Origin of the sequence: Rhodococcus sp. NyZ502, assembly GCF_041464245.1 — a bacterium.
Classification (GTDB): domain Bacteria; phylum Actinomycetota; class Actinomycetes; order Mycobacteriales; family Mycobacteriaceae; genus Rhodococcus_F; species Rhodococcus_F qingshengii.
The window spans coordinates 550687-575000 of sequence record NZ_CP167155.1 but is presented as its reverse complement, the minus strand read 5'-3'; the positions used below and the strand labels follow the sequence as shown (position 1 = coordinate 575000).

The following is a 24314-nucleotide window of genomic DNA, read 5'->3' as shown; positions in this document are numbered from 1 at the left end:
TCCAACGGCGCACTGTCCAACCGATCCACGCGATCACCAACACCGCGATAAACGGCACGATCAAGGCATTGCTGGACACTGCGGCGCCAATATCCAGATTAGTCAGGTCATTGACCGCACGAAGGCCACCACACGCCGGGCACCACAATCCCGTCAACGCGTACATCGGACAAACGCCGTAACTACCCGCGCTGTGGGGATCACGGAAGTGGAGTACCGCGGCGGCCGTCACGGCCACTGCAGCAACACCGACGGGTGCGGCCAGCGAGCGTCGTCGACTTGTGACCGCTTCCAACTCCATGGCACCCACTGTAAGAGACCCCGGCAGCGACTAGCGGGCGCGAACGACTACCGACCGGACCACCATGTCGTGCCAGCACTGGTGCTTCGAGTCCCAGAGCGGCCAGAGATAGTTGAGGAAGCATGCCCCACCCAGGATCGCCATCATGATCCAACGAAGCAGCGCCATCACCGGGCCGAGCGGTACACCGTCGGACTCCCGAATCACCGAAATTCCCAGCCACTTCTTGCCGAGCGTCTGTCCGGTGTTCCCTTGTCTGAAGACGAGGTTCCATACCTCGATCAAGAAGATCGCCAGTATGCCGACGACCATGACGATCACGCCGACCGGATTGCCGCCTTCAGCGCTCACGCTGCCGTCGTCGTATGTGGTCACTTCGGATCCGGAGAACGCGATCACCGCCCCGATGATCGCGAGGATGACGCCCGGGAGCGGAACGACAAAGCCGTCGAGGATTGACGCGAACACCCGCGAGATCCAGCTTGCGTACGGATAGGCGGGCGTCGGCGGCTGATAACCCTGCGGCGGCATCGGCGGCATCTGCCCGTACGGCGGCTGATTCTGCGATGGTTGACCTGGTCCCCAGTTCTGATCCGACATCGAGGTCTCCCCTGTTCAGGCACGTGTTCGCCGAACTCAGGATAAACCGCACATACGCAAGAATTGGGAACTAACGACAAGAGCCCCACATCCGGATTTCCGGGTGTGGGGCTCTTGGCTGAGCTGCCTGAGAGAATCGAACTCTCGACCTTTTCATTACGAGTGAAATGCTCTACCGACTGAGCTAAGGCAGCGTGCCTTTCGGCGGTGGCGAGTCTATCTGGTCAACCCCCGGATCGCGAAAACGGGGGTCGGAAAGCGGCTCCGATGGAGGCAACCATCGCATCGAGCGCCCACTGCAACTTGACGTTGAAGTCGACGGCCTCGCGGCATTCGAGCACCGCTTCGATGCATTTGAGCAACCCCTCCGGGGACGTTCGTGCAGCCAACTCGGCGGCCTGCCGAGCCATGTCGGGATGGGTCGCCGTCGACGTCGACCCCAGCGAATAGGAAAGCGCGTCCCGGTACATGCCGGCCAGGTCGATCAGCGTCCGGTCGAGAAGATCGCGGCGGGCCCGGGTGTCGCGCGATTTCTGACGCGCTTCGAGGTCCTTGATCAGACCAGCCGATCCGCGCAGAGTCCCGGCTGTTCCCTTGCCGGTTCCACCACCACCCAAGGAAACCTTGAGCTCCTCGAGCTCCTGTTCCTTGAGTTCGGCGTAGAACGCCTTGGTGTCAGCCTCGATCGACTTCACCAAGTTCTCTGCGGCCTTGTACGCCGTCGAAGCCCCGATCGCGTCGGCGGCTAGTCGAAGCGAACGCTGACGCTCGTCGCGCGCGCTCTCGTCGGTGGCGAGACGCCGAGCCCGGCCGACATGTCCGCCGCTGATCGATGCGGCGATTCTCGCCCGTTCCGGATCCAGCCCGTCGCGGTCGATCAGTACCTGGGCGATCGATTCGACGGACGGCGTCACCAACGGCATGTGCCTACACCGCGATCGGAGGGTGACAGACATGTCTTCCGGATCGGTCGTCGGCGCGCAGAGCAGGATGACCGTGCGGTCCGGCGGCTCCTCGACAACCTTCAGGAGGGCGTTGGCTGCGCCTTCGGTCAAACGATCGGCATCCTCGACCACGATCACCTGCCACCGCCCCGTCGTCGGTCGACGCGAAGCGATGTTGACTATCTCGCGCATGCCTTTGACGCTGATGCTCAGGCCGTCGGGGATGATCCGTCGTACGTCACCGTGGGTTCCACCCATCGTCGTCGTACACGCATGACACTCACCGCACCCTGGTGCACCGTCGGAGGTGCACTGCAGGGCAGCGGCGAAGCAGAGAGCAGCCACCGAACGACCTGAGCCGGGTGGCCCGGTGAAGAGCCACGCGTGGGTCATCTCCGAGCCGCTGGAATCGCCACGAGCCGACAGTGCAGCATCACGCAGGCTCTGCTCGACGTCGTGCTGACCCACCAGCCGACCGAACACACCTCGTTCGGCCACTTCAGTACTCATGCAAAAACCCTAACCGTCGGCACCGACGAAGCCTTACGAGTCCTTCTTCGCCGGAGCCTTCTTGGCGGCGGCCTTCTTTGCCGGGGCCTTCTTTGCGGCTGTTTTCTTGGCAGCGGCCTTCTTTGCCGGAGCCTTCTTGGCCGCTGCCTTCTTCTTGACCGGGCCGCGCGCACGACGATCAGCCAGCAACTCCGATGCACGAGCATCGGAAATGGATTCGACGTCGTCGTCCTTGCGAAGGCTGGCGTTGGTCTCGCCGTCGGTGACGTACGGACCGAAACGGCCGTCCTTGATCACCATCGGCTTCTCGCTGACCGGATCGACGCCCAACTCACGCAACGGAGGCGTTGCAGACGCCTGACGCCCACGACGCTTCGGCTCGGCGTAGATCTTGAGCGCCTCGTCGAGCGTGACGGTGAACATCTGCTCTTCGTTGGCGAGCGAGCGTGAGTCCGTGCCCTTCTTCAGGTACGGACCGTAACGGCCGTTCTGCGCGGTGATCTCTTCCTTCGATTCGGGGTCGACACCCACGACGCGCGGAAGCGACAGCAGACGCAGCGCATCTTCCAAGGTGATCGTCGCCAAATCCATGGACTTGAGCAGCGATCCGGTCCGAGGCTTCGGGCCCGCGACCTTCTTGGCAGCCTTCTTCGCAGGCGCCTTCTTGGCAGCGGCCTTCTTCACCGCAGTCTTGGTGCTGCCCGAACTGATTTCTTCCGGCTCGGGAGCGGTGACGGGAACGATGTCCGGTTCCGGCTCGGCCGGCGGTTCGGGCAGGATCTCGGTCACGTAGGGACCGAAGCGGCCTTCCTTCGCGACGATCTCGTGGCCCGTCAGTGGGTCGACGCCCAGCTTGCGGCCCTCTTGAGGTGTCGAGAACAACTTCTCGGCGTACTCGGGAGTGAGCTCGTCCGGTGGCAGGTCATCGGGAAGATTTGCCCGCTGCGAGATCAGATCGCCTTCGGGATCGTCCGGATTCTGAACCATGCGCTCGAGATACGGCCCGAACCGGCCGACGCGCACATGAACCTCGCGGCCCTCGGCGTCGTCGAAGAGACGAATGGAGTTGACCTCGCGAGCGTCGATCTCCTCCAGGTTGACTCCGACCATCTTCTTCAGCCCGCCCTCGCGGGCGACCGAACCTTCGGCGCCTGTCTCGCCGCCGAAGTAGAAGCTGCTCAGCCAGTTGCCGCGCTGCTCACGGCCGCCGGCGATCGCGTCGAGATCGTCTTCCATTCCTGCCGTGAAGTCGAAGTCGACCAGCCGGCCGAAGTGCACCTCGAGCAGTCCGATGACGGCAAACGCCACCCAGGACGGAACCAGCGCGCTGCCACGTTTGTAGACGTATCCGCGATCGAGGATGGTCTTGATGATCGACGAGTAGGTCGAAGGACGGCCGATGCCGAGTTCTTCGAGCGTCTTGATCAGGCTGGCTTCTGTGTAGCGAGCGGGCGGGTTGGTGCTGTGCCCGTCCGGATCGAGCTTGGTGGCCGTGACTTCCTGACCCTTGACCAGCACCGGAAGCCTGGATTCGGCGTCGTCGGACTGACCGCCGGCCTCTTCGTCGACGCTCTCGACGTAAGCCTTGAGGAAGCCGGCGAACACGATGGTGCGACCCGAAGCGGAGAACGTGCAGTCCTCGCCGGTGCCTGCCGTGCCGGAGATGCGAAGCGTCAACGTCGTACCGCGGGCGTCGGCCATCTGCGAAGCGACGGTCCGCTGCCAGATCAGTTCGTACAGCTTGAACTCGTCGGAATCGAGCTTGGAGTGCAGCTGACCCGGGGTCTGGAACACGTCGCCGGCGGGGCGGATCGCCTCGTGGGCTTCCTGCGCGTTCTTGACCTTGCGGGTGTACTGACGCGGCGTCGGATGCACGTATTCCGGACCGTACAACTCGGTGGCCTGCGCACGAGCGGCAGCGATCGCCGACTCCGAGAGAGTCGTCGAGTCGGTACGCATGTAGGTGATGTAGCCGTTTTCGTACAGACGCTGTGCGATGCGCATTGCACGCTCGGACGTGAAACGAAGTTTGCGTCCGGCTTCCTGCTGGAGCGTCGACGTCATGAACGGCGGGTAAGGCTTGCGGGTGTACGGCTTGTCCTCGGCGGAGGAAACCGTGAGGTCGACGCCCTGCAATGCTTCCGCGAGACGACGCGCGTACGCCTCGTCGAGCACGGTGACCGCGCTGCCCTTGAGCTTTCCGTCAGCTCCGAAATCACGGCCGGAGGCGACACGCGAACCGTCGACGGAGACCAGGCGAGCACCGAAACTACGCGGGCTGGCCTCTGCACCGGCGTCGAGCGTCGCGGAAATGTCCCAGTACGACGCCGACTTGAACGCCATGCGCTCGCGTTCACGCTGGACGATGACGCGAGTGGCCACCGATTGGACGCGGCCGGCCGAGAGCTTCGGCATGACCTTCTTCCAGAGAACCGGGCTGACCTCGTAGCCGTAGAGACGGTCGAGGATGCGGCGGGTTTCCTGAGCATCGACGAGGTCGGTGTCGAGTTCGCGGGTGTCTTCGGCGGCAGCACGGATTGCCGGCTCGGTGATCTCGTGGAAGACCATTCGACGAACCGGAATCTTGGGCTTGAGAGTCTCGAGGAGATGCCAGGCGATTGCCTCGCCCTCGCGGTCGGGGTCAGTTGCGAGGAAGAGCTCGTCGGCGTCCTTCAACAGAGACTTGAGTTCGGCGACCTTGCCCTTCTTTTCCGGGCTCACGACATAGAGCGGCTCGAAGTCGTGATCGACGTTGACGCCGAGACGGGCCCACGACTCGCCCTTGTACTTGGCCGGAACGTCCGCTGCGCCGCGCGGGAGGTCGCGAATGTGACCGACCGATGCCTCGACGACGTAGTCCTTACCGAGGTAGGGAGCGATTTTGCGCGCCTTGGTCGGTGACTCGACGATCACGAGGCGACGAGGGTTACCGGACGCTCCCTGACCGCTGCCGTTGTCCGCTTTAGCCACCTGCTGCCCGAGCCTTCCTTTGGACGTTCACTGCCGTCGGCAGATCTTCAGAACTAGACGTGTGGAGCAAGTTATACCCCGTGTCTCTCTTTACAGAGTGACATACCCGCAAGACATTCGTGCAGATCAGTACAGTATGGGCTCCGTCGGACACGCGGCATCAGCACCGGCGGACACGCGGCATCAGCACTGTCAGACGTGTGGCCAGGCGACAGAGGTGTCGACGTGTTTCGGCGCCTCACCGAGGTATTCGACGAGCTTTGTCAGTCTCTTCTTTCCCGACACACGGAGCCCCGGGCCCGGTGTCCGGTTACCCAGTTGAGTCGGCGCGATACCAACCCGCATCAAGGCCTGAGCCAGCGGTGCGTGCGTCTCCTTGGCATGAGGGTCGAGGCCGAACACGAATCGCTCGCCGCCTTCTTCGAGCCTGCCGGCCGCGACGGCCCACACCCGGAGTTGGCGGGAGTTCGGTACCCAACCGACCGGCACCGCCTTCACAGCTCCCTTGGTCCACTGCACGGACAGCGGAAGGAGTGCGGGCGTCGACTGAGTGCGGACCAATGGGCTGCCTTCTTCACTACGCGTCACCTCGGCCCCGAGTCCGCACTGCGCGATCAACTCGGCAACGGCCTGCGCTCTCCAGTCCCGATCCACGACGATCGAGATCCGCGCGCGATCCTCCGAGGTCACGACCTGCCCCGGTCCGGCCAGCATTCCGGCAAGGTCCGTCACGGCAGGTGGAATCGACTCGGCAGAGAAAAAGGACAGTTGGCTCACAGAGTGAAACGTAAGCCACGAAGGTATCGACGGCATAGACGACCGGCCGTGGCCGAACAGCTGCGTGCATTCACCTCGGACAGGGAAAGTACTAACTCAGCCCGAAAAGATTTGTCCCCCACCGCACGGATGCGATGGGGGACAAATACTGTCCGAACTATTCGCTCAGCAAGTGAGCGGAAAAATCAGACCGCGCGAACGCCGGTAGCCTGGGGACCCTTGGTGCCCTGGCCGACCTCGAACTCCACACGCTGGTTCTCCTCGAGGGTACGGAAGCCGTTGCCCTGAATTTCGGAGTAGTGAACGAAGACGTCTGCGGAACCGTCTTCGGGAGCGATGAAGCCGAAGCCCTTTTCAGCGTTGAACCACTTCACAGTGCCCTGTGCCATGCTTTTCCTTCTCTTTCTAACACCGGATTCGGTGAACAGCCCTTACAGTCCACCGGGCCGGTTCCGACCGCTGTACGTCTTTATTTCCCCCTCAGGAAAGGCAGAGCACCGCGCCCGCAACAACGATCCTGCGAGCGTGCACTTTCTCAAGCCTACGAACACAGAAGCTGCGACCGATTGTCAGTCAACCATGTTCTCCGCGTGCACAACAGTCGAAAAGGGAACTAAAAACGTTAAAAGTTCGCTACGAGAAAAACAGCCCACGATCGTGGTTTCCCGCGCGCGCGCCGAGCACCCGGTTCCACCAAGACCGCCGACCGTTGCGTATCATCAAAACTGCAGGTAGCGACAGTTTCCGATTGCCGCCACACCCCAACGCCGAGCCCGGAGAGTCACGTGAACGCACCTTCCCCGATCCCCGCCCCGGGAGGGAAGCCTGGCGAGACCTACGGGCAGATGCTGCTCGATCGGGTCGTCGCCGGGGTCAGTGGAAGCGAAAAACCACTGATGTTCACCGCGCAGTTACCTGCTCGCGTAGCCGAGTTCACCGAATGGCCGGAGTGGGTGCACCCCAGCGTCGTACGTGCGCTCGCCGAGCACAGCGTGCGGTCCCCGTGGATCCACCAGAGTGAGGCCGCCGACCTCGCTTACGCCGGAAAACACGTGGTCGTGGCCACCGGTACGGCGTCGGGTAAGTCACTGGCGTACCAACTCCCGGTGCTGACGGCCATGGCGACCGATCCGCTCGCAACAGCCCTGTACCTCTCCCCCACCAAAGCGCTGGGCTCCGATCAACTGCGAGCAGTGCTGTCCCTCACCGACTTCGACGTCGAACTTCGCAGCACGAACGCCAGTGCGTACGACGGCGACACCTCTCAGGAACTCCGCACTTGGGCACGTGAGAACTCACGCTGGCTCTTCACCAACCCCGACATGATCCACATTTCTCTGCTCAGAACCCATCAGCGATGGGCACACTTCTTCCGCAACCTGAAATACGTGATCATCGACGAATGCCACTCCTACAGGGGAGTCTTCGGATCCAACGTCGCGCTCGTGATCCGGCGATTACGCAGAATTGCAGCCCGTTACGGCGCCGAACCCACCTTCATTCTGGCCAGCGCGACCACAGCAGATCCCGGCGCGGCGGCCTCGCGGCTCATAGGCGCACACTGCACCGAGGTCACGGAAGACGGATCGCCGCACGGCCCACGCACCGTCGCGCTGTGGGAACCACCGCTACTGGAGGCATTGACCGGCGAAAACGGTAGCCCGGTACGACGTCCCGCGGGCGCGGAAGCCGCGCGGATCATGGCCGACCTCATGATCGAAGGCGCCCGCACTCTCACCTTCGTCCGCTCCCGCCGCGGCGCCGAACTGACCGCGATGGCCACCAAACGTCTACTCGCCGAGGTGGACCCGGACCTCGCCGAGCGAGTCGCGTCGTATCGCGCCGGATATCTGGCCGAGGACCGACGCGAACTGGAAGCTGCACTCGCCGACGGCACACTGCTGGGCGCAGCCACCACCAACGCACTGGAGCTCGGCGTCGACATCGCAGGCCTCGACGCCGTTGTCGTGGCAGGCTTCCCGGGCACCGTCGCCTCGTTCTGGCAGCAAGCGGGTCGCTCCGGGCGACGCGGTGAGGGTTCACTCGTCGTGTTGATCGCCCGCGACGATCCACTCGACACCTACCTCGTTCACCATCCGTCAGCGGTACTCGACAAACCCGTCGAGGCGACGGTGACAGATCCCGGAAATCCGTACGTCCTGGGACCACAACTTCTCTGCGCTGCAATGGAACTCCCACTTTCCGATGCCGAGGTGGACGCGTTCGGGGCTCTCGAGGTTCTGACGAGACTGTCCGAGGAAGGCAAGATCCGGCGCCGAAAGCACGGATGGTTCGTCACCGCCGATTCGAACCCCCACGGCTCTTTGGACATTCGCGGCGGCATCGGAACTCAGGTGGCCATTGTCGACGGTGAATCCGGCCGGATGCTGGGCACTGTCGACGCGGGCCGCGCTCCGGCCACAGTTCATCCCGGCGCCGTGCACATCCATCAAGGCGAGACCTACGTCGTCGACGAACTGGACCTCGACGTCGGACTCGCACTGGTGCACACCGAGAATCCGGACTGGACCACCTCGGCTCGCGAGACCACCGAAATCACGATCACCGAACAACTCGAGCACAAGAACTACGGCGACATCGCCGTCGCTCTCGTCCAGGTCGAGGTGACACATCAAGTCGTCGGATACCTACGACGGTTGACTTCGGGTGAAGTCCTCGACTCGATCGAACTCGACATGCCCGCACACACTTTGCCCACCAGGGCAGTGATGTACACGGTCACGCCGGAACTCCTCGAATCAATCGGGGTCCCGCCCGAACGGTTCCCCGGATCACTGCATGCCGCCGAACATGCCGCAATCGGCCTGCTGCCACTGGTGGCGATCTGCGACCGCGGAGACATCGGCGGAGTGTCCACCGCGATGCACGCGGACACCGGACTCCCGACCGTCTTCGTCTACGACGGTCATGCCGGCGGCGCCGGGTTCGCCGACCGAGGGCACAGCGAACTGTCCCGATGGCTCACCGCGACGCGCGACGCCATACTGTCCTGCGAGTGCGCTCACGGTTGCCCGTCCTGCGTCTATTCACCCAAGTGCGGCAACGGAAACGACCCACTCGACAAAGACGGCGCGGTCAAGGTTCTGACCGCCGTGATCGACACGATCAGCTGACCGGACCCGCACGCGCGTAAGCCTGCGCATCTCCGATCCCGAAGCCCGACAACAACACCGGTGCGCGTATCTCGACGACTACATCCCATCCCTGCACCTCGCACTCCGCGAGCACCGTACGCATCCGCTCCGCGATCACCGCCGACATCTCACACGCCGACTCGTCGCCGCCGTCCAAGGCGCCCGCACCGCCGAGAGCCGAAAGATCAGCGGCCGACTGAGCCGTGTGCCGAGCCACCACTGCGGAACCGACATGCAGCATCCCGCCGGTCACCATCACGATCGCCGCCAGAACGCAGCACGCCAGAACCGTGGCAACACCTTCGTCGTCACGTAGGTTCACCCCTCCTCCACTCCCGACTCCACTGCTGCCACCGCCTCGGAAGAAATGTCGACCAACGGCAGCAACGCACTCTCGGCGCTGACAACGGCCACCGCAAAGCCGTCCACGATCTCCACCGAGATCGACGCATCTTCGGGTGCGATCCGACGGGCCGTGGTGACCGCAGACTCACGATCACCACGTGCCACCAACCGCGCGGCCTCACGAGCGGCGTCGACACACCGAACCTGCATCGACACCGCCAGGACTCCACCGACACACAGCACGACCACCGTGACGATCGAAGCCAGAGCAATCGCGGCCTCCACCGTCACGGCGCCGTCGTCGGCTTGCCGAATACCTCTCGTGGACAACATCACACAGCTGTCTTGAGAGCCTTGTCGATGATGCCTGTCAGCGCCGAGACAATGGAGTCGCCAGTGACAACCGTGTACAGGACGGCACCGAATGCGGCAGCCGCAATCGTGCCGATCGCATACTCCGCGGTGGACATACCGTCGTCCTCCGTTACCAACAGCGCAAATCTGGCCGACACCGTCCTCAACGTCTTCGAAATCATTTCTCCCCCTTCAATCGAAACCTGTGGCAGCACTTCTGCCGCAGGAGCTTTCACTCGGATCCGGCTCACAGCAGGCCGTTACCGAGCACAGTCGTGGCAAGCCCGATCACCACCGGGACGATGCCCAAGGCGATGAACGCCGGCAGGAAACACAGCCCGAGTGGACCGCTGATCAGCACTCCCGCGCGTTCGGCTGCGGCGGCAGCAAGATCCTCGGCGTCACCTCGACTGCGCTCGGCGAGTTCGGCCATGGACGAGGACAGCGACGAACCCGAACGGGCGGAACGCCGAGCCATTCTGGCGAGCGCCTCGGTATCGGGATCGAGAGCGGCCTCGCTCCACGCGACGTCCGGATCGGCACCGAGCGCCAGAAGGTCGGCGACGCGACGAAGCGAGTCGGCCATCGGTTTCGGTGCCGTCGACGCCATCGCTGTGATCGCGGCGGAGACGGGAAGCCCCGCTCGTAGGCAGGCCCCGAGAAGGTCGAGACTTGCGGCAACTGCGAGTGGATCCGGCTTGTCCGGGACTGAGACCGAATTTTCTGTTGTTGTGTCCGCGAAGAGAATTTCTGCCGCCCTGGCCGAAGCACCGCGCCGATCGGGAATGATCGCGAGCGCCAACGCCATCATCGCCACGGATGCCCAACTCACGACGTGACCTTCGCAGTTATCCGGTCGGTCCAGAGCAGACCAGCTGAGACACAAGCGGTTCCGATCACCAGGAGCACGCCGCCGAGCCCACCTCCGAACAGCACGCGCAGCGGCGAAGCACCCATCAATTGCCCGAGACCGATCCCCAACAGCGGGAGAAAGGCCAACACCGCAGCGGTCGCCCGAGCGCCCGCCAACCCGGCCTCGGTACGCTGACGAAAGCGTCTACGTCCCAACATGTCCGTCCGGACGACGCCGAGTAGTTCCGCCAGTGCCAGCCCGTGTTGGTCGGCGACCCGCCAGACGGATCCGATGCGGGAGAACTCACGCTCGATGCACGAATCCGGTACCGCGAAGGCCGCTGCGGCAGAACCACCGAGACGCGCCCTGGCCCCAGCGGAACGGAATACGGCACTCACTTCTCCGGTACATTCCTCGCCTGCAACAGAACTGGCCGCTGCAGGATGCGCGCCGACGCTCAGCTCGGCGATCAGCACCTCCAGACCGGAGAGCAGCATCTTCTGTGAGAGATCCCGGGTTTCGGCTGCATTCGCGCGTCGGCCACGGAGGATCAGGGTCCCGGCGAGGACGACAGCCGCACACCCTGCCGGAAGACCTCCGAGGATCCACGCGGCCGAAATCGCGAGAAATGCGGCGACGAACTGCCACGGAATCTGCCGGGAGGACTTGCGGACGCTCGGGGTGTACGTGGCGAGCCGAGCACGTGAATCCCGCACCGGCGCAATCGAGACCGCCAACGCGAAGGCCAAGAGGGAAACCGTCACGTCCCGACCTCTCGATTGCGAAGCCGGAACATCCGCTCGAGCCGCTCACGACCCGAACCGCCGTCCGGCCACGCCTGCATGATTCGTACATACCCGTCCGCACCGCGGTCGATGACACCGATCTGTTCGAGACGCCTCGATCCGTCAGCCAATCTGTGCACGTGCAGGATCACTTGAACTGCCGCGGCAAGTTGACTGTGCAACGCGTGGCGATCCATACCGCCGAGCGCCGCCAACGCCTCGAGTCTGGCCGGCACCTCTTCGGGCGAATTGGCGTGAACGGTGCCGGCGCCGCCGTCGTGGCCGGTGTTCATCGCCGTGAGCAGATCAGTCACCTCTGCGCCGCGGACCTCACCGACGACGATGCGATCGGGACGCATTCGTAGTGCCTGCCGAACCAGATCGCGCACCGTCACCTCTCCGACGCCCTCGACGTTGGGAGCTCTGGCGACGAGGCGGACGACGTGTGGATGCGGCGGCGCCAGTTCGGCCGCGTCCTCGACACAGACGATTCGCTCGCGCGGGTCGACCGCGCCGAGCATGGCGGACAACAACGTGGTCTTTCCCGCACCGGTCCCGCCGATCACCAGAAAAGCCAAGCGACAAGAAATGATGCGATTGAGGAGCTCCCGCGCGTCCGGTTCCACGGCGCCGTGGGCGGACAGCGCGTCGAGACCCTGGGTCGCGGGCCGCAACACTCGCAGTGACACGCAGGTTCCACCCTGGGCCACGGGTGCGAGTACGGCATGAAGTCGTACCCCGAAGTGCCCGTCGCCGACGCCCCGCAGGCGGCCGTCGACCCACGGTTGGGCGTCGTCGAGGCGTCGACCTGCCGACAGTGCCAACCGCTGCGCCAATCGACGCACAGCTGCCTCGTCGGTGAACCGCACCCCTGACCTTTCGAGGCCGACCCCGCGGTCCACCCAGACCTGATCCGGCGCGGTCACCAGTACGTCGGCGACCCCGGGTTCGTGCAGCAGAGGTTCGAGCGGCCCCGCGCCTGTCAGTTCCGTCTGGAGCACCCTGACGACCTCCAACAGATCCGTGTCCGCCAGAACGCCCGAGGACTCGGCTCGCACGGCATCGGCAACGGTGGCCGCCGTCGGCTCGCCGACCGACGACGCCGTCAATCGCTCGCGAACTCGGTCGAGCAGTTCGGCCGTGACCAACGCACTCATGCCGCAGCCCTGCGCGGGCGTGCGCCGGATTCGACGGCGTCGAGTACCGCTGTTGCCGCCACACTCAACGGACAACCGCGGGTCAATTCGAGGCCACCACGCTCGAGCATCGGCGCCAGCGATCGGTGGCCGCGCATCACGGCCGTCAGGGGCAGGCCGAGCATGTCTGCCACATCGGTGCCGCGTAGGCCTCCCGGTGCCGGCCCACGCACGACGAGCCCGACGTTGGAGTTGTGTCGCACCACCCAGGCTCCGACCTTCTCGGCCGCGACGCATGCGGCCACGGTGGCCGGAACCACCACGAGCACCGAATCCGACATCTCCAACACGGCCTGACCTACCTCGCTGGGATGACGTGGCACGTCGCAGACCACGAGCCCGCCGGAACTGCGACCTGCGTCAAGCACGGCGCGAACGGCGGTCACTGTCGGACCGTCGATCTCCCGGCGACTGCTCGCCAGAACCCTCAGAAACTTTCCCTTTGCCGGCAGTGCATCGCGCAGCGCATCCGGGGACAACCGCCCGCCCTCGACGGTCAGTGCACCCCAACGTAATCCGGGAGCAATCTCGATACCCAACAGCACGTCGGCGCCGGAACCGAGTGCGTCGACGTCCACCAACAGCGTCGGGACGTGACGTGCCGCCGACGTCAACGCGACAGCCGCAGCAGTTGCCGAGGCTCCGCCGCCACCACAACCACCCACCACGCTCACGACGGTGCCGTCACCACTGACGTCTACGTGATCGGCCAGAACTGCGACCAGCGCGTTCTCTTCCTCGGGCAAGGACAGAACGCTGTCGGCTCCGATCGCGGTGGCGCTCTTCCAATCGTCGACGGTCGGTGTTCCGTCGCACACGAGGAACACTCGCGTTCGCTTGGGGGAACGAGCCAGAGCATCTCGCGCCGCCGACGCGTCCAGTACCACCGCCGAGGCCCGGTTCCACTGTTGCCGGGACACGGGATGCTCGGCCTCGTCCAGCCGGCGGTCCACCGCGGCAGCGACGCGTCGCACGCTCGCGAGGATTTTCGCGTCGTCGACGAGAACCAGAATGGGAGCCCCGGTTTCCTGAGAGCTGATCGTCGTGTTCATGACTGCAGAGCCTGAACGAGCACCGGCACCGAAAACAGTGGGCCGAACAACCCTGTGGACAACTGGGAGGTTGGGGAGAAACAGGCCTGAGACAGAGGACGACCCCCGCCAATGGGGGGAGGAGGCGGGGGCCGTCTGAGTTCAGCCCCGGGGGGTCGGGCTGAACAAGTTCGAACGAATCGAACAGCAACGATCTTACACCCGCCATCGGCGAGAAATGCAAGCCTGAGCTGCACTGAACTGCTGTTTTTCGCCGAAAGAGGACGCTTGCCGAAGAGCACACGAACCGCCTGTCGGACTATCCTCAATCCTGTGACCGACAAGCCTGCGAACGGACTGAATACCGGGCGGACAGCCGCTTTCTTCGATTTGGACAAAACGATCATCGCGAAGTCGAGCACCCTGGCGTTCAGCAAGCCATTCTTCGCACAGGGTCTGATCAATCGACGCTCGGTTCTCAAGAGCAGCTATGCGCAATTCCTGTTTTTACTGTCCGGCGCCGATCACGATCAGATGGAGCGCATGCGCGAGCATCTGACGGCGATGTGTGCGGGCTGGGACGTGGAACAGGTGAAGGCCGTCGTCGCGGAGACTCTGCACGACATCGTCGATCCACTCGTCTTCGCCGAGGCGGCCGATCTGATCGCAGATCACAAGCTGCGTGGACACGACGTCATCGTCGTGTCTGCTTCGGGGGAAGAGATCGTCGCACCGATCGCCCGCGCCCTCGGCGCCACCCATTCCGTCGCGACGTCGATGAGGGAGGAAGACGGCCACTACACCGGCGAGGTGGACTTCTACTGCTACGGCCCCGGCAAGGTCGAAGCCATGGAAAAACTCGCCGCGGAGTACGGTTACGACCTCGCCGCCAGTTACGCCTACTCCGACTCGGTGACGGATTTACCCATGCTCGAGGCTGTCGGACATCCGACCGCAGTCAACCCCGATCGAGCGTTGCGCAAGGAAGCGGCCGTAAACGGTTGGCCCATACTGACTTTCTCGAATCCGGTCTCACTTCGTGCCCGATTGTCGGCCCAGTCCACGACCACGGTGGCTACTACCGCTGCGGTGGGAATCGCAGCTCTGGTGGCCGGCGCCATGACCTTCGGGCTACTGCGCCGGAAACGCTGAAATCCAAGGCCCACAAACAAAAATTGGTACTTGCTGTGAGCCCGGACACAGGGTACAAAGGAGTTACGGAAGAACGGAAGGCCAGGAACGGCTCGGAAGAGAAGGACCGTTTCCCCAACCGAAATTCCTAGCACGGGCACTAGGGCACCCACGCGGAGCACAAGCCACTATAAGGGCAGAAGCGTTGTGGGCCTGCGAGATTCGTTCAATTTGAGCGAGGACCCCGCACAGGTTGCGGGGACGACCTCAGAAAGCGCGATCCCTCGCCGAGGCCACCCACACAACCCACCGAGCACGCTTGGTAACGAGTAGTCCGTGCTGACGGGCGGCGAAGTCGATTTATCGGCAGCGCCGCCCGTTCGTTATGTTCCGACAGGCGCAATTTGCCGGACTATCCGGTAGCGGCGTCGGCAATCGAAGTCGCCTCTCGCGCACCGGCTTCGAGAGCACCACAGCACAGAATCACCCAGCTGCCGACGCCCGCCGGATTTCCCGAAGCGAATCCTGCCGCGCCGTCCGTGTACGCCTGTGGCCGCCGAAGCCAACTGACCTCGGGGACCCCGAGATTGTGCGGATCCAGTCCCGACGAGACCGCAACCAGACGCGAGGCCGCGCGGGCGACGATGCCGTCAGCGGTGCCGAACGGGCTCAGCGCCAAGAGTTCTCCGTGTACGACGGCCGCCAGAACAGGTGCCGGTGCACTGGTTCCGCCTGTAACGAGTTGGGCGAGAGCGTCCAACCGCTCCCCCACTCCGCGATCCGACCGTGGCCGCCCCAGTTGATCTGCGTCCTCGACGAGATCCGCCGCGGCCAACAGGTGCAGCCGGGCCAGAGCCTGAAGTGGGGCGCGCTTCCACGTCGACTCCATGAGCGGAAGGCTGTCGCCGTCGAGAGCCTGAGCCACGCGCAGAGCACCCGCGAGAATCGGATCACCGGCCATGCCCTCGGTCGGCAATTCGGTGGTGCCACCGGCGAGCGATGCGGAAGCGCGCGCGGCACGAACCGCGGCTTCGGCGGCAGTGGTGGGCCAACCGCGACGGTTGGTCTTGTGCCGATGAACCTCACCCAGAGCATCGCGCGCATGATCGGCGGCGGCGCGTACGCCTGGAAGATCGACGAGGGGCTGCAAGGGGTCCGTCACGATCAACGACGGTACCCTTGCAGCCCCTCTGCGGACTTGCCTACCTACCTGTTGCGTCAGCTTCCCAGCTTGATGGACCCACCGGGTATCGCGTCGAGCAACTTGCGGGTGTAGTCCTGTTGCGGATTACCGAACACGTCGTCGATCGGTGCCGATTCGACGATCGAGCCACGCGACATCACCAACACGTTGTCCGCGATCTGACGAACCACGGCCAGGTCGTGCGTGATGAAGAGGTACGTCAACCCGAACTCTGCCTGCAGGTCGTTGAGCAGGGTCAAGATCTGATCTTGCACGAGCACGTCGAGAGCGGAGACCGCCTCGTCGCAGATCACGACCTCCGGTTGCAAGGCCAGTGCTCGCGCGATGGCGACGCGCTGACGCTGTCCACCGGAGAGTTCGTTCGGGAACCGACGCATGACCGACTGCGGTAGACCCACCTTGTCGAGAAGTTCGCGGACGCGAGCCTCACGCTCGGCTTTGGTCCCGACCTTGTGGGTACGCAGCGGCTCCTCGATCGTGCGGTAGATCGAGTACATCGGGTCGAGTGTGCCGTAGGGGTTCTGGAAGATCGGCTGCACTCGTCGACGGAACGCAAATGTTTCCTTCGCACCGAGATTCGCCACGTCCTGACCGTCGAAGACCACGTTGCCTGCAGTGGGCTCGAGCAGACCGAGGACCATCTGTGCGACCGTCGACTTACCGGAACCCGATTCGCCGACGATTGCAGTCGTGGTTCCGCGGCGGACCTTGAAGGACACGTCGTTCACGGCTGTGAAGTCGGTGGTCTTGCGGAAACCCTTGCGCAGCTTGAACACCTTGGTCAGATGATCGACGACAAGAACGTCGTCGGTCACCTTGCCGAAGGACTCTGCCGCACTTTCCTCGGCCTTGACCGCTTCGGCGACCTCTTCCGCCTGTTCGCGAATCTCGGCGCGCGCCACCGACGAGCTGAGCCGCTTCGACGCCAACGACGGCGCAGCCGCGACCAGCTTCTGCGTGTACGGATGCTGCGGGCGCTTCAGAATCTCCAGTGCCGGACCGGATTCGACGATACGACCCTTGCTCATCACGATCAGATGCTCGGCGCGCTCGGCGGCCAGGCCAAGATCGTGAGTGATGAGCAGAACGGCGGTGCCGAGTTCCGTAGTCAGACCGTCGAGGTGGTCGAGGATCTGACGCTGGACGGTGACGTCGAGTGCCGACGTCGGCTCGTCCGCGATCAGGAGTTTCGGACGAGCGGACAACCCGATCGCGATGAGTGCGCGCTGACGCATACCGCCCGAGAACTCGTGCGGGTACTGCCCCAACCGGCTCTCGGCTTCGGCGAGTCCTGCCTCCTCGAGCAGTTCGGCGGCCCGAACCTTGGCTGCCTTGCCCTTGGCGATCCCGTTGGCGGCCAGTGCTTCCTCGATCTGGAAGCCCACTTTCCACACGGGATTCAGATTCGACATCGGGTCCTGCGGAACCAAACCGATCTGGCTTCCCCGGATGTGGACGAAGTCCTTCTCCGAGACCTTCGAGATGTCCTTGCCGTCGAAGATGATCTCGCCTGCCGTCACCTTGCCGGTGCCGGGAAGCAGATTGATGATCGAGTGGGCGGTGGTGGACTTACCCGAACCCGATTCGCCGACGATCGCGACCGTCTGACCCGGGTAGACGGTCAGGCTGACGCCTCGAACTGCCGGAACCGGACCGGAATTGGACTGGAACGACACCTCGAGATCACGAATCTCGAGCAACGGAGTTTCCTCCGAGGTGAGAGTTTCCTTGGTGGTCATCGTGCTCACCGCTTCCGCGACTTGGGATCGAGGGCGTCGCGCAGAGCGTCACCCATCATGATGAATCCGAGGACGGTGATCGCCAAAGCCGTTGCCGGGTAGAACAGAATGGTCGATCCCTGACGCAGCGTCACCTGAGCGTTGCTGATGTCGCCGCCCCACGAAACCTCGGTGGACGGAAGTCCGATACCGAGGAAGGACAGCGTCGCCTCGGCGACGATGTACGTGCCGAGCGAGATGGTGGCCACCACGATGATGGGCGCCAACGAGTTCGGGATGACGTGGCGGATCAGTGTCTTGAGCTTCGAGACACCCAACGCTTCCGAAGCCATGACGTAGTCGTTGTTCTTCGCCGAGATCACCGCGCCTCGAGCAATTCGTGCCATCTGCGGCCAACCGAAGAGTGCCAGGACGCCGACGACGGTCCAGATGGTGCGATCGGTGAACAGCTGCATCAGGACGATGGCAGCCAGGATCAGCGGGATGCCGAAGAAGATGTCGGCGACACGGGAGAGGATCGAATCGGTCCATCCGCCGTAGAAACCGGACAGCGCACCGAAGATCACGCCGATCACCAGCACCGACGCCGTGACGCCGACGCCCACGAGTACGGATGCGCGAGCACCGTAGATGGTGCGCGAGTACACGTCACAGCCCTGGCGGTCAAAACCAAACCAGTGCCCTGAGGTCGGCCCCTGCATGCTGTAGGTCAGGTCGCAGAACCGCGGATCGGTGCTCGTGAACAAGCTCGGAAACGCTGCGATGACGATGACCGCGAGGATGATGATCGTCGAGATGATGAACAGGGGGCGCTTGCGTAGGTCGCGCCACGCATCGGTCCACATGCTGGTCGGCGCCTGATCGAGTTTGACGGCGTCCGTCTCCCCGGGTGCCGCAACTTCGGGCGGTGCCACGAAATGACTTTGCCGGACTGCGCGTCCGGTCTTCACGGTCTCAGACATAGCGGATCCTCGGATCGAGCGCGGCGTACAAGAGGTCGACGAGCAGATTCGCGATCAGGTAGATCACGATCAGGATGGTGACGAACGAAACCACCGTCGGCGCTTCACCTCTGGTCACGGCCTGGTAGATCGTGCCGCCGACGCCGTTGATGTTGAAGATGCCCTCGGTGACGATGGCGCCGCCCATCAACGTTGCGAGGTCGGCACCCAGGAACGTGACCACGGGGATCAGCGAGTTGCGCAACACGTGCACGCGAACCACTCGTCCACGGGAAAGTCCCTTGGCGGTAGCGGTGCGGACGTAATCGGCAGTCAGATTCTCCGCCACGGACGTTCGGGTCAGTCGCAGTACGTACGCAAACGAGACCGAACCCAGAACCAGGGCAGGGAGCAGGAGATTGGTGAAGCTGGTGTTGCCACCGACCGTCGGCGGGACGATGCCCCATTTGACGCCGATGAAGAACTGAGCCAGGAAGCCGATCACGAAGATCGGGATGGCGATGAGAACGAGGCTGAACAGCAGGACGGTGCTGTCGAAGAATCCGCCCTTACGCAGGCCGGCGATGAGGCCGAAGCCGACACCGAAGACGGTCTCGACGATCAGTGCCATGAAGGCAAGTTTCATCGTGATCGGAAATGCCTGTGCCAGAACTTCACTGACAGGTCGTCCGGAGAACGACGTGCCGAAGTCCAGCGTGAAGATGCCCTTCAGGTACAGCAGGTACTGCTGATAGAAGGGGAGATCGAGGTGGTAGCGCTCCCGAAGCTGTGCTGCCACAGCCGGACTGAGCGCCTTGTCGCCCGCCAACGCGGCAATCGGATCACCGGGAAGCAGGAAGACCATGGCGTAGATCAGAAGAGTGGCCCCGAGAAAAACCGGGATCATTTGAAGCACTCGGCGACCGATGTACCAGAGCATCGGATCACCTCCTTGTCGATGATCGTGTACGTCAGCGGACAGTCCGGTGTGAACACGAGTTCGGGACGGCAGGCAGGGCGCCTGCCGCCCCGAACTCACGTTTCAGATGCGGATCGTTCTACGCGTCAGTTCTTTTCGATGTCTTCGTAGACCGGAACACCGTTCCAGCTGATGGTCACGTTGGAAACGTTCTCCGACCATCCACTGGCAGCGTTGCGGTACCACGTCGGCACTGCGGGCAGGTCCTTGAGCAGGACTTCCTGGGCCTGATCGAGCAGTTCCTGAGCCTTCGCCTGATCGGTCTGGCCGGCCGATTCGCGCAGGAGGCGGTCGAACTCGGGGTTGGAGTACTCACCGTCGTTGGAGCTGCCGCCGGTCTGGTAGTTCTGCGCCAGGAAGCCGTACTGCTGCGGGTAGTCGCCCTGCCAACCGGAGCGGAAAGAGCTCTGGATGGTGCGGTCGGTGGCTTCGGTGCGGATCTGAGCGAAGGTGGCGTACTGCTTGCCCTTTGCGTCGATACCGAGGGTGTTGCGGATGCTGTTCGCCGTGGCATCGACCCATTCCTGGTGTCCGCCGTCGGAGTTGTAGGCGATCTCGAAGCTGCCGGACCACGGTGCGATGGCGTCGGCCTTGGCCCAAGCAGCCTTGGCCGCCTCGGGATCGAACTTCACGTTGCTGTTACCGGTCAGCGAGTCGTTCCAGCCCTTGATTGCGGGGCTGGTGAAGTCGAGTGCAGGCGTCCTGGTCTTGTTGAAGATCTGCTGGGTGATCTGATCGCGGTTGATCGCCATCGAGATCGCCTGACGGCGGAGCATGCCCTCTTCGCCGCTGAAGTGCGGCAGGCGACCCGGGATCGTGAACGTCTCGATGGTTGCCGACGGCTGGTTGACGGTGCGTCCGGGCAGGTCCGACTCGAAGGTCGTGACGGCGCTCGGCGGAACCTGGTCGAGAACGTCGACGTTGTTGGCCAGGAGATCGGTGTACGCCGTGTCGAGGCTGTTGTACATGATGAAGTCGACGCCGGCGTTCTTCGGCTTACGGTTGCCGTTGTAGTCCGGGTTCACGACGGTGTCGATGCGGACGTTGTGCTGCCACGCGCCGGTTCCGTCGAGCTTGTACGGGCCGTTGCCGATCGGGTTCTCACCGAAGGCGGTCATGTCCTTGAACGCGACCTCGGGCAGCGGGTAGTACGCCGTGAAGCCGAGGCGATCGGGGAACGCCGACTCGGGCTGCTTGAGTTCGATGGTGAAGGTGGAGTCGTCCACAACCTTCAGACCCGACATGGTCTGTGCCGTCGGAACCTCGGCGGCAACTTCGTCGTAGCCCTTGATCGGATCGAAGAACGATGCCTGAAGCTGAGCGTTGGTGGAGAGGGCGCCGTAGTTCCACGCGTCGACGAACGACTTCGCGGTGACGGGGGTGCCGTCCGTGAAGGTCCAACCGTCCTTGAGCTTGACGGTGAAGTTCTGACCGTCGGTGCTCTCGATGGACTCGGCAACCTCGTTCTCCGTACCGCCGTCTGCGGTGTACGAAACGAGACCGGAGAACAGCGAGTCGAGGACGCGGCCGCCCATGTTCTCACTCGTGTTCGTGGGGATCAACGGGTTCTGAGGCTCGCCCGCCCAGGCGTTGACGACGCCACTGGACGATCCGCCCGACGAATCGCCGGACGAACATGCCGTGATCAGCACTGCCGTCATTCCGAGCGCGACCGCGCCCGTCGCTATGCGTGAGATACGCAAAGGAATTCCTTCCACATCTAAGTGACCCCGAGCATGCTCGCGGCCTGCCGACAGCCGTAACTGCCGGCGTCGTGTCGCCTACAACTGAAAGTGAACGTGACTTCGAGTTGTGGTCGAATAATGGTTTGACAATAGACACATCCGACGCGGGGCGCGCATCGCACCCATTGTCCGCAATTCCGAGGGAAATCTGTCCGCGCCCATTCACTCGTCGGCGGAAGCGACCACCCGTCGCATCAATTCGACCGATCGTCGCAGGACAACGGGTTGCAACGTGATGCAACGGTGCGTTTACGCGAGCTTGTGACTACCCTCACACGGAGTCAGAAAAGTGTCGATCAAAGTGGAAAGAAGGCCGTCAGCCATGACAAGCGCAGCCGAAACAGACGTCCCCCAGGCATATCCGCCGAGCGCAGAGTTCGCTGCGGCCGCCAACGCGGGACCGGAGTTGCAGGCTGCCGCAGATACCGACCGCCTCGCTTTCTGGGCGAATCAGGCTGAGCGCCTTCACTGGCACGAGAAATGGACCGACGTCCTCGACTGGACCGACGCCCCCGTCGCCAAGTGGTTCGTCGGCGGAAAACTCAACGTCGCCTACAACTGCGTCGACCGCCACGTCCTCGCCGGCAACGGCGACCGCGTCGCCATCCACTTCGAAGGCGAACCAGGCGATTCCCGCGACCTGACCTACAACGACCTCCTCGCCGAAGTCAGCCGCGCCGCAAACACTTTCACCGACCTCGGCCTCGTCGCCGGTGACCGCGTCGCGATCTACATGCCGATGATCCCCGAAGCGATCGTCACCATGCTCGCCTGCGCCCGCCTCGGCCTGACCCACTCGGTCGTCTTCGCCGGATTCTCCGCCACCGCCCTACGCTCGCGCATCGACGACGCCCAAGCCAAACTCGTCGTCACCGTCGACGGGCAGTGGCGACGCGGCGCAGCAGCACCCATCAAAACAGCGGTCGACGAATCCGTCGCCGGCGCCGAATCCGTCCAGAACGTGTTGGTGGTCAACCGGACCGGCATCGACGTCGACTGGACCGACGGCCGCGACCTGTGGTGGCACGAAACCGTCGCACAGGCCTCACCCGAGCACGAGGCGCAGGCCTTCGACGCCGAACATCCCCTGTTCATTCTCTACACCTCCGGCACCACCGGAAAGCCCAAGGGCATCATCCACACCTCCGGCGGCTACCTCACCCAAGCCTCGTACACCCACCACAACGTCTTCGATCACAAAGCGGGACAAGACGTCTACTGGTGCACCGCCGACATCGGCTGGGTCACCGGACACTCCTACATCGTCTACGGACCCCTCTCGAACGGCGTCACCCAGGTCGTCTACGAAGGCACCCCCAACTCCCCGAACGAGCACCGCCACTTCGACATCATCGAGAAGTACGGCGTCTCCATCTACTACACCGCACCCACCCTCGTGCGGACGTTCATGAAGTGGGGCCGCGAGATCCCCGACGCCCATGACCTGTCCTCGATCCGCCTCCTCGGATCTGTGGGCGAGCCCATCAACCCCGAAGCGTGGCGCTGGTTCCGAGAGGTCATCGGCGGCAACAAAGCCCCCATCGTCGACACCTGGTGGCAGACCGAGACCGGCGCGATCATGATCTCCCCGCTGCCCGGTATCACCGCCACCAAGCCCGGATCCGCGATGGCACCGCTGCCGGGGATTTCCGCGAAGATCGTCGACGACGACGCCAAGCCCCTCGGCCCCGGCGGCAACGGTTACCTCGTCCTCGACGAGCCGTGGCCGGCGATGCTCCGCGGCATCTGGGGCGACATGGACCGCTACCGCGACACCTACTGGTCCCGCTACGCCGAAGAAGGCTGGTACTTCGCCGGTGACGGCGCCAAGTACGACGACGACGGCGCACTCTGGGTCCTCGGCCGCGTCGACGACGTCATGAACGTCTCCGGTCACCGCATCTCCACCTCCGAAGTGGAATCAGCACTGGTGAACCATCACGGAGTCGCCGAAGCCGCCGTCGTCGGTGCCGCCGACGAGACCACCGGACAGGGCATCGTCGCGTTCGTCATCCTCCGTGAAGGCGTCGAGAACACCGGCGACGTCCTCATCGCCGAACTCAAGGCTCAGGTCTCCACCGACATCAGCCCCATCGCCAAGCCCCGTCAGATCACGATCGTGCCGGAACTGCCGAAGACCCGGTCCGGCAAGATCATGCGCCGCCTCCTGCGCGACGTCGCCGAAGGCCGCGACCTCGGAGACACCTCGACCCTGGTCGACCCCAAGGTATTCGACGCCATCCGCGGCAAGTAGGGCCTTCGGCCCCTGTGCGCCTTTTTGGTAGTCCCCACTACCGGAAAGGCACACAGGGGCGAAGCCCCTCTCGCAACTTCACTTCCTCTTTCGACGTCAGCCAGGACTCCTCGGCTACGCGGATGTCTGCGGCAACCCTCTTGTGCAAGGACTTTCCGCGCGAGGAGAGAAACACGCGTATCTTCCGACGGTCGTCCTCCCCGACTTCGCGGTAGATGAGCGCGAGCGAGACCAACTTGTCCGCAACTCGCGTCAGCGTCGGAGCCGGTGTTCCCGTTCGATCGCGCAGCTCAGCCATCGTCAGCCCCTCGGTCGACGCCAGGGCTTCGAGCGTCATCCAGTGATCAAGAGTGAGATTCTCTGCCGCCAGCGCCTTCTCCGCCGCTGCCGCGGCCATTCGAGCTGCTCGGACCAGCGCAGTCGTCAGCGACGCATCAAGAATTCCGGAGTCACTTTTTCCCACTGATCGCTCCCCCGCTGTTGCGCAGTTCACACTTCTC

At 63.7% G+C, this 24314-nt stretch carries 22 protein-coding genes and 1 tRNA gene (1 of these 23 running past the window's edge); 3 read left to right on the top strand and 20 right to left on the bottom strand.

Annotated elements, in window-relative coordinates; all coding sequences use genetic code 11:
- From ACBG85_RS02750 to ACBG85_RS02720, 7 genes are all read right to left on the bottom strand, one after another.
- Positions 1-301: the 5' portion of a DUF2752 domain-containing protein gene (locus ACBG85_RS02750; protein ID WP_007732476.1), read on the bottom strand. 122 nt of this gene lie to the left of the window's left edge; 301 of the gene's 423 nt are visible here — the first part of the coding sequence; the start codon lies at positions 299-301; the stop codon falls past the left edge of the window.
- A gap of 30 nt (positions 302-331) precedes the next feature.
- Positions 332-901, bottom strand: coding sequence for an RDD family protein (locus tag ACBG85_RS02745; RefSeq protein ID WP_047270004.1), 570 nt, complete (start codon positions 899-901; stop codon positions 332-334).
- A gap of 121 nt (positions 902-1022) precedes the next feature.
- Positions 1023-1095: transfer RNA gene (locus ACBG85_RS02740), tRNA-Thr, on the bottom strand.
- 30 nt (positions 1096-1125) lie between these two features.
- Complete coding sequence (locus ACBG85_RS02735) at positions 1126-2355, bottom strand: DNA polymerase III subunit delta' (protein ID WP_019746652.1); 1230 nt, start codon at positions 2353-2355, stop codon at positions 1126-1128.
- Positions 2356-2388: 33 nt separating this feature from the next.
- Entirely contained in the window at positions 2389-5325 is a 2937-nt protein-coding gene (topA, locus tag ACBG85_RS02730) for a type I DNA topoisomerase (RefSeq protein WP_003946104.1), read from the bottom strand.
- Positions 5326-5517: 192 nt separating this feature from the next.
- Positions 5518-6102, bottom strand: coding sequence for a hypothetical protein (locus tag ACBG85_RS02725; RefSeq protein WP_003946106.1), 585 nt, complete (start codon positions 6100-6102; stop codon positions 5518-5520).
- Between the two features lie 185 nt (positions 6103-6287).
- Complete coding sequence (locus ACBG85_RS02720; RefSeq protein WP_003946117.1) at positions 6288-6491, bottom strand: cold-shock protein; 204 nt, start codon at positions 6489-6491, stop codon at positions 6288-6290.
- Between the two features lie 456 nt (positions 6492-6947).
- On the opposite strand from ACBG85_RS02720, the gene ACBG85_RS02715 reads away from it, so the two are divergent.
- Positions 6948-9236: a DEAD/DEAH box helicase gene (locus ACBG85_RS02715; protein WP_003946107.1), complete on the top strand. Its 2289-nt coding sequence runs from the start codon at positions 6948-6950 to the stop codon at positions 9234-9236.
- Here the strand turns inward: ACBG85_RS02715 and ACBG85_RS02710 are convergent.
- From ACBG85_RS02710 to ssd, 7 genes are all read right to left on the bottom strand, one after another.
- Positions 9229-9579: an Rv3654c family TadE-like protein gene (locus ACBG85_RS02710; protein WP_064112056.1), complete on the bottom strand. Its 351-nt coding sequence runs from the start codon at positions 9577-9579 to the stop codon at positions 9229-9231. The two genes, ACBG85_RS02715 and ACBG85_RS02710, sit on opposite strands and share 8 nt — an antisense overlap.
- A complete protein-coding gene (locus ACBG85_RS02705) occupies positions 9576-9935 on the bottom strand; it encodes a TadE family type IV pilus minor pilin (protein WP_007732449.1) in 360 nt (119 codons plus the stop codon). Before ACBG85_RS02705 ends, ACBG85_RS02710 begins: the two co-directional genes overlap by 4 nt.
- Positions 9935-10138, bottom strand: coding sequence for a DUF4244 domain-containing protein (locus ACBG85_RS02700; protein WP_042446719.1), 204 nt, complete (start codon positions 10136-10138; stop codon positions 9935-9937). The genes ACBG85_RS02705 and ACBG85_RS02700 overlap by 1 nt, the downstream gene beginning before the upstream one ends.
- Before the next feature lie 65 nt (positions 10139-10203).
- Positions 10204-10788, bottom strand: coding sequence for a type II secretion system F family protein (locus ACBG85_RS02695; RefSeq protein WP_372026105.1), 585 nt, complete (start codon positions 10786-10788; stop codon positions 10204-10206).
- On the bottom strand, positions 10785-11573 hold the full coding sequence (locus ACBG85_RS02690) for a type II secretion system F family protein (protein WP_372026102.1): 789 nt from the start codon (positions 11571-11573) through the stop codon (positions 10785-10787). Before ACBG85_RS02690 ends, ACBG85_RS02695 begins: the two co-directional genes overlap by 4 nt.
- Positions 11570-12751: a TadA family conjugal transfer-associated ATPase gene (locus ACBG85_RS02685; protein ID WP_042446712.1), complete on the bottom strand. Its 1182-nt coding sequence runs from the start codon at positions 12749-12751 to the stop codon at positions 11570-11572. The genes ACBG85_RS02690 and ACBG85_RS02685 overlap by 4 nt, the downstream gene beginning before the upstream one ends.
- Positions 12748-13842, bottom strand: a complete 1095-nt coding sequence (gene ssd, locus ACBG85_RS02680; RefSeq protein ID WP_372026099.1) for a septum site-determining protein Ssd — start codon at positions 13840-13842, stop codon at positions 12748-12750. Before ssd ends, ACBG85_RS02685 begins: the two co-directional genes overlap by 4 nt.
- A 312-nt stretch (positions 13843-14154) precedes the next feature.
- On the opposite strand from ssd, the gene ACBG85_RS02675 reads away from it, so the two are divergent.
- On the top strand, positions 14155-14973 hold the full coding sequence (locus tag ACBG85_RS02675; RefSeq protein WP_003946123.1) for an HAD-IB family hydrolase: 819 nt from the start codon (positions 14155-14157) through the stop codon (positions 14971-14973).
- Positions 14974-15364: 391 nt separating this feature from the next.
- Here ACBG85_RS02675 and ACBG85_RS02670 read toward each other — a convergent pair whose 3' ends face one another.
- The 5 genes from ACBG85_RS02670 to ACBG85_RS02650 all read right to left on the bottom strand — a co-directional run bounded on the left by ACBG85_RS02670 (position 15365) and on the right by ACBG85_RS02650 (position 21518).
- Positions 15365-16114: a hypothetical protein gene (locus ACBG85_RS02670; protein ID WP_003946100.1), complete on the bottom strand. Its 750-nt coding sequence runs from the start codon at positions 16112-16114 to the stop codon at positions 15365-15367.
- Positions 16115-16170: 56 nt separating this feature from the next.
- Positions 16171-17895, bottom strand: a complete 1725-nt coding sequence (locus ACBG85_RS02665) for an ABC transporter ATP-binding protein (RefSeq protein WP_156423165.1) — start codon at positions 17893-17895, stop codon at positions 16171-16173.
- Between the two features lie 5 nt (positions 17896-17900).
- Complete coding sequence (locus ACBG85_RS02660) at positions 17901-18857, bottom strand: ABC transporter permease (protein WP_019746638.1); 957 nt, start codon at positions 18855-18857, stop codon at positions 17901-17903.
- Positions 18850-19776: an ABC transporter permease gene (locus tag ACBG85_RS02655; protein WP_019746637.1), complete on the bottom strand. Its 927-nt coding sequence runs from the start codon at positions 19774-19776 to the stop codon at positions 18850-18852. The genes ACBG85_RS02660 and ACBG85_RS02655 overlap by 8 nt, the downstream gene beginning before the upstream one ends.
- A gap of 125 nt (positions 19777-19901) precedes the next feature.
- The gene (locus ACBG85_RS02650) at positions 19902-21518 is read right to left on the bottom strand and encodes an ABC transporter substrate-binding protein (protein ID WP_007732431.1); all 1617 of its coding nucleotides are present in this window, start codon (positions 21516-21518) and stop codon (positions 19902-19904) included.
- Positions 21519-21882: 364 nt separating this feature from the next.
- Between ACBG85_RS02650 and acs the strand changes: the two genes are divergently transcribed.
- On the top strand, positions 21883-23814 hold the full coding sequence (acs, locus tag ACBG85_RS02645; protein ID WP_007732429.1) for an acetate--CoA ligase: 1932 nt from the start codon (positions 21883-21885) through the stop codon (positions 23812-23814).
- Between the two features lie 37 nt (positions 23815-23851).
- Here the strand turns inward: acs and ACBG85_RS02640 are convergent, their stop codons facing one another.
- Positions 23852-24277 (bottom strand): MarR family transcriptional regulator, encoded by a 426-nt coding sequence (locus tag ACBG85_RS02640; RefSeq protein ID WP_063315182.1) that lies wholly within the window; start codon positions 24275-24277, stop codon positions 23852-23854.
- Positions 24278-24314 lie beyond the last annotated feature (37 nt).

What these genes read in the sequence shown, in the direction of transcription:
- acs (WP_007732429.1), top strand. Translation starts at nt 21,883, where the DNA reads ATGACAAGCGCAGCCGAAACAGACGTCCCCCAGGCATATCCGCCGAGC.
- ACBG85_RS02735 (WP_019746652.1), bottom strand. Translation starts at nt 2,355, where the DNA reads ATGAGTACTGAAGTGGCCGAACGAGGTGTGTTCGGTCGGCTGGTGGGT.
- ACBG85_RS02705 (WP_007732449.1), bottom strand. Translation starts at nt 9,935, where the DNA reads ATGTTGTCCACGAGAGGTATTCGGCAAGCCGACGACGGCGCCGTGACG.
- ACBG85_RS02685 (WP_042446712.1), bottom strand. Translation starts at nt 12,751, where the DNA reads ATGAGTGCGTTGGTCACGGCCGAACTGCTCGACCGAGTTCGCGAGCGA.
- ACBG85_RS02715 (WP_003946107.1), top strand. Translation starts at nt 6,948, where the DNA reads ATGCTGCTCGATCGGGTCGTCGCCGGGGTCAGTGGAAGCGAAAAACCA.
- ACBG85_RS02665 (WP_156423165.1), bottom strand. Translation starts at nt 17,895, where the DNA reads ATGACCACCAAGGAAACTCTCACCTCGGAGGAAACTCCGTTGCTCGAG.
- ssd (WP_372026099.1), bottom strand. Translation starts at nt 13,842, where the DNA reads ATGAACACGACGATCAGCTCTCAGGAAACCGGGGCTCCCATTCTGGTT.
- ACBG85_RS02660 (WP_019746638.1), bottom strand. Translation starts at nt 18,857, where the DNA reads ATGTCTGAGACCGTGAAGACCGGACGCGCAGTCCGGCAAAGTCATTTC.
- ACBG85_RS02655 (WP_019746637.1), bottom strand. Translation starts at nt 19,776, where the DNA reads ATGCTCTGGTACATCGGTCGCCGAGTGCTTCAAATGATCCCGGTTTTT.
- ACBG85_RS02745 (WP_047270004.1), bottom strand. Translation starts at nt 901, where the DNA reads ATGTCGGATCAGAACTGGGGACCAGGTCAACCATCGCAGAATCAGCCG.
- ACBG85_RS02700 (WP_042446719.1), bottom strand. Translation starts at nt 10,138, where the DNA reads ATGATTTCGAAGACGTTGAGGACGGTGTCGGCCAGATTTGCGCTGTTG.
- ACBG85_RS02720 (WP_003946117.1), bottom strand. Translation starts at nt 6,491, where the DNA reads ATGGCACAGGGCACTGTGAAGTGGTTCAACGCTGAAAAGGGCTTCGGC.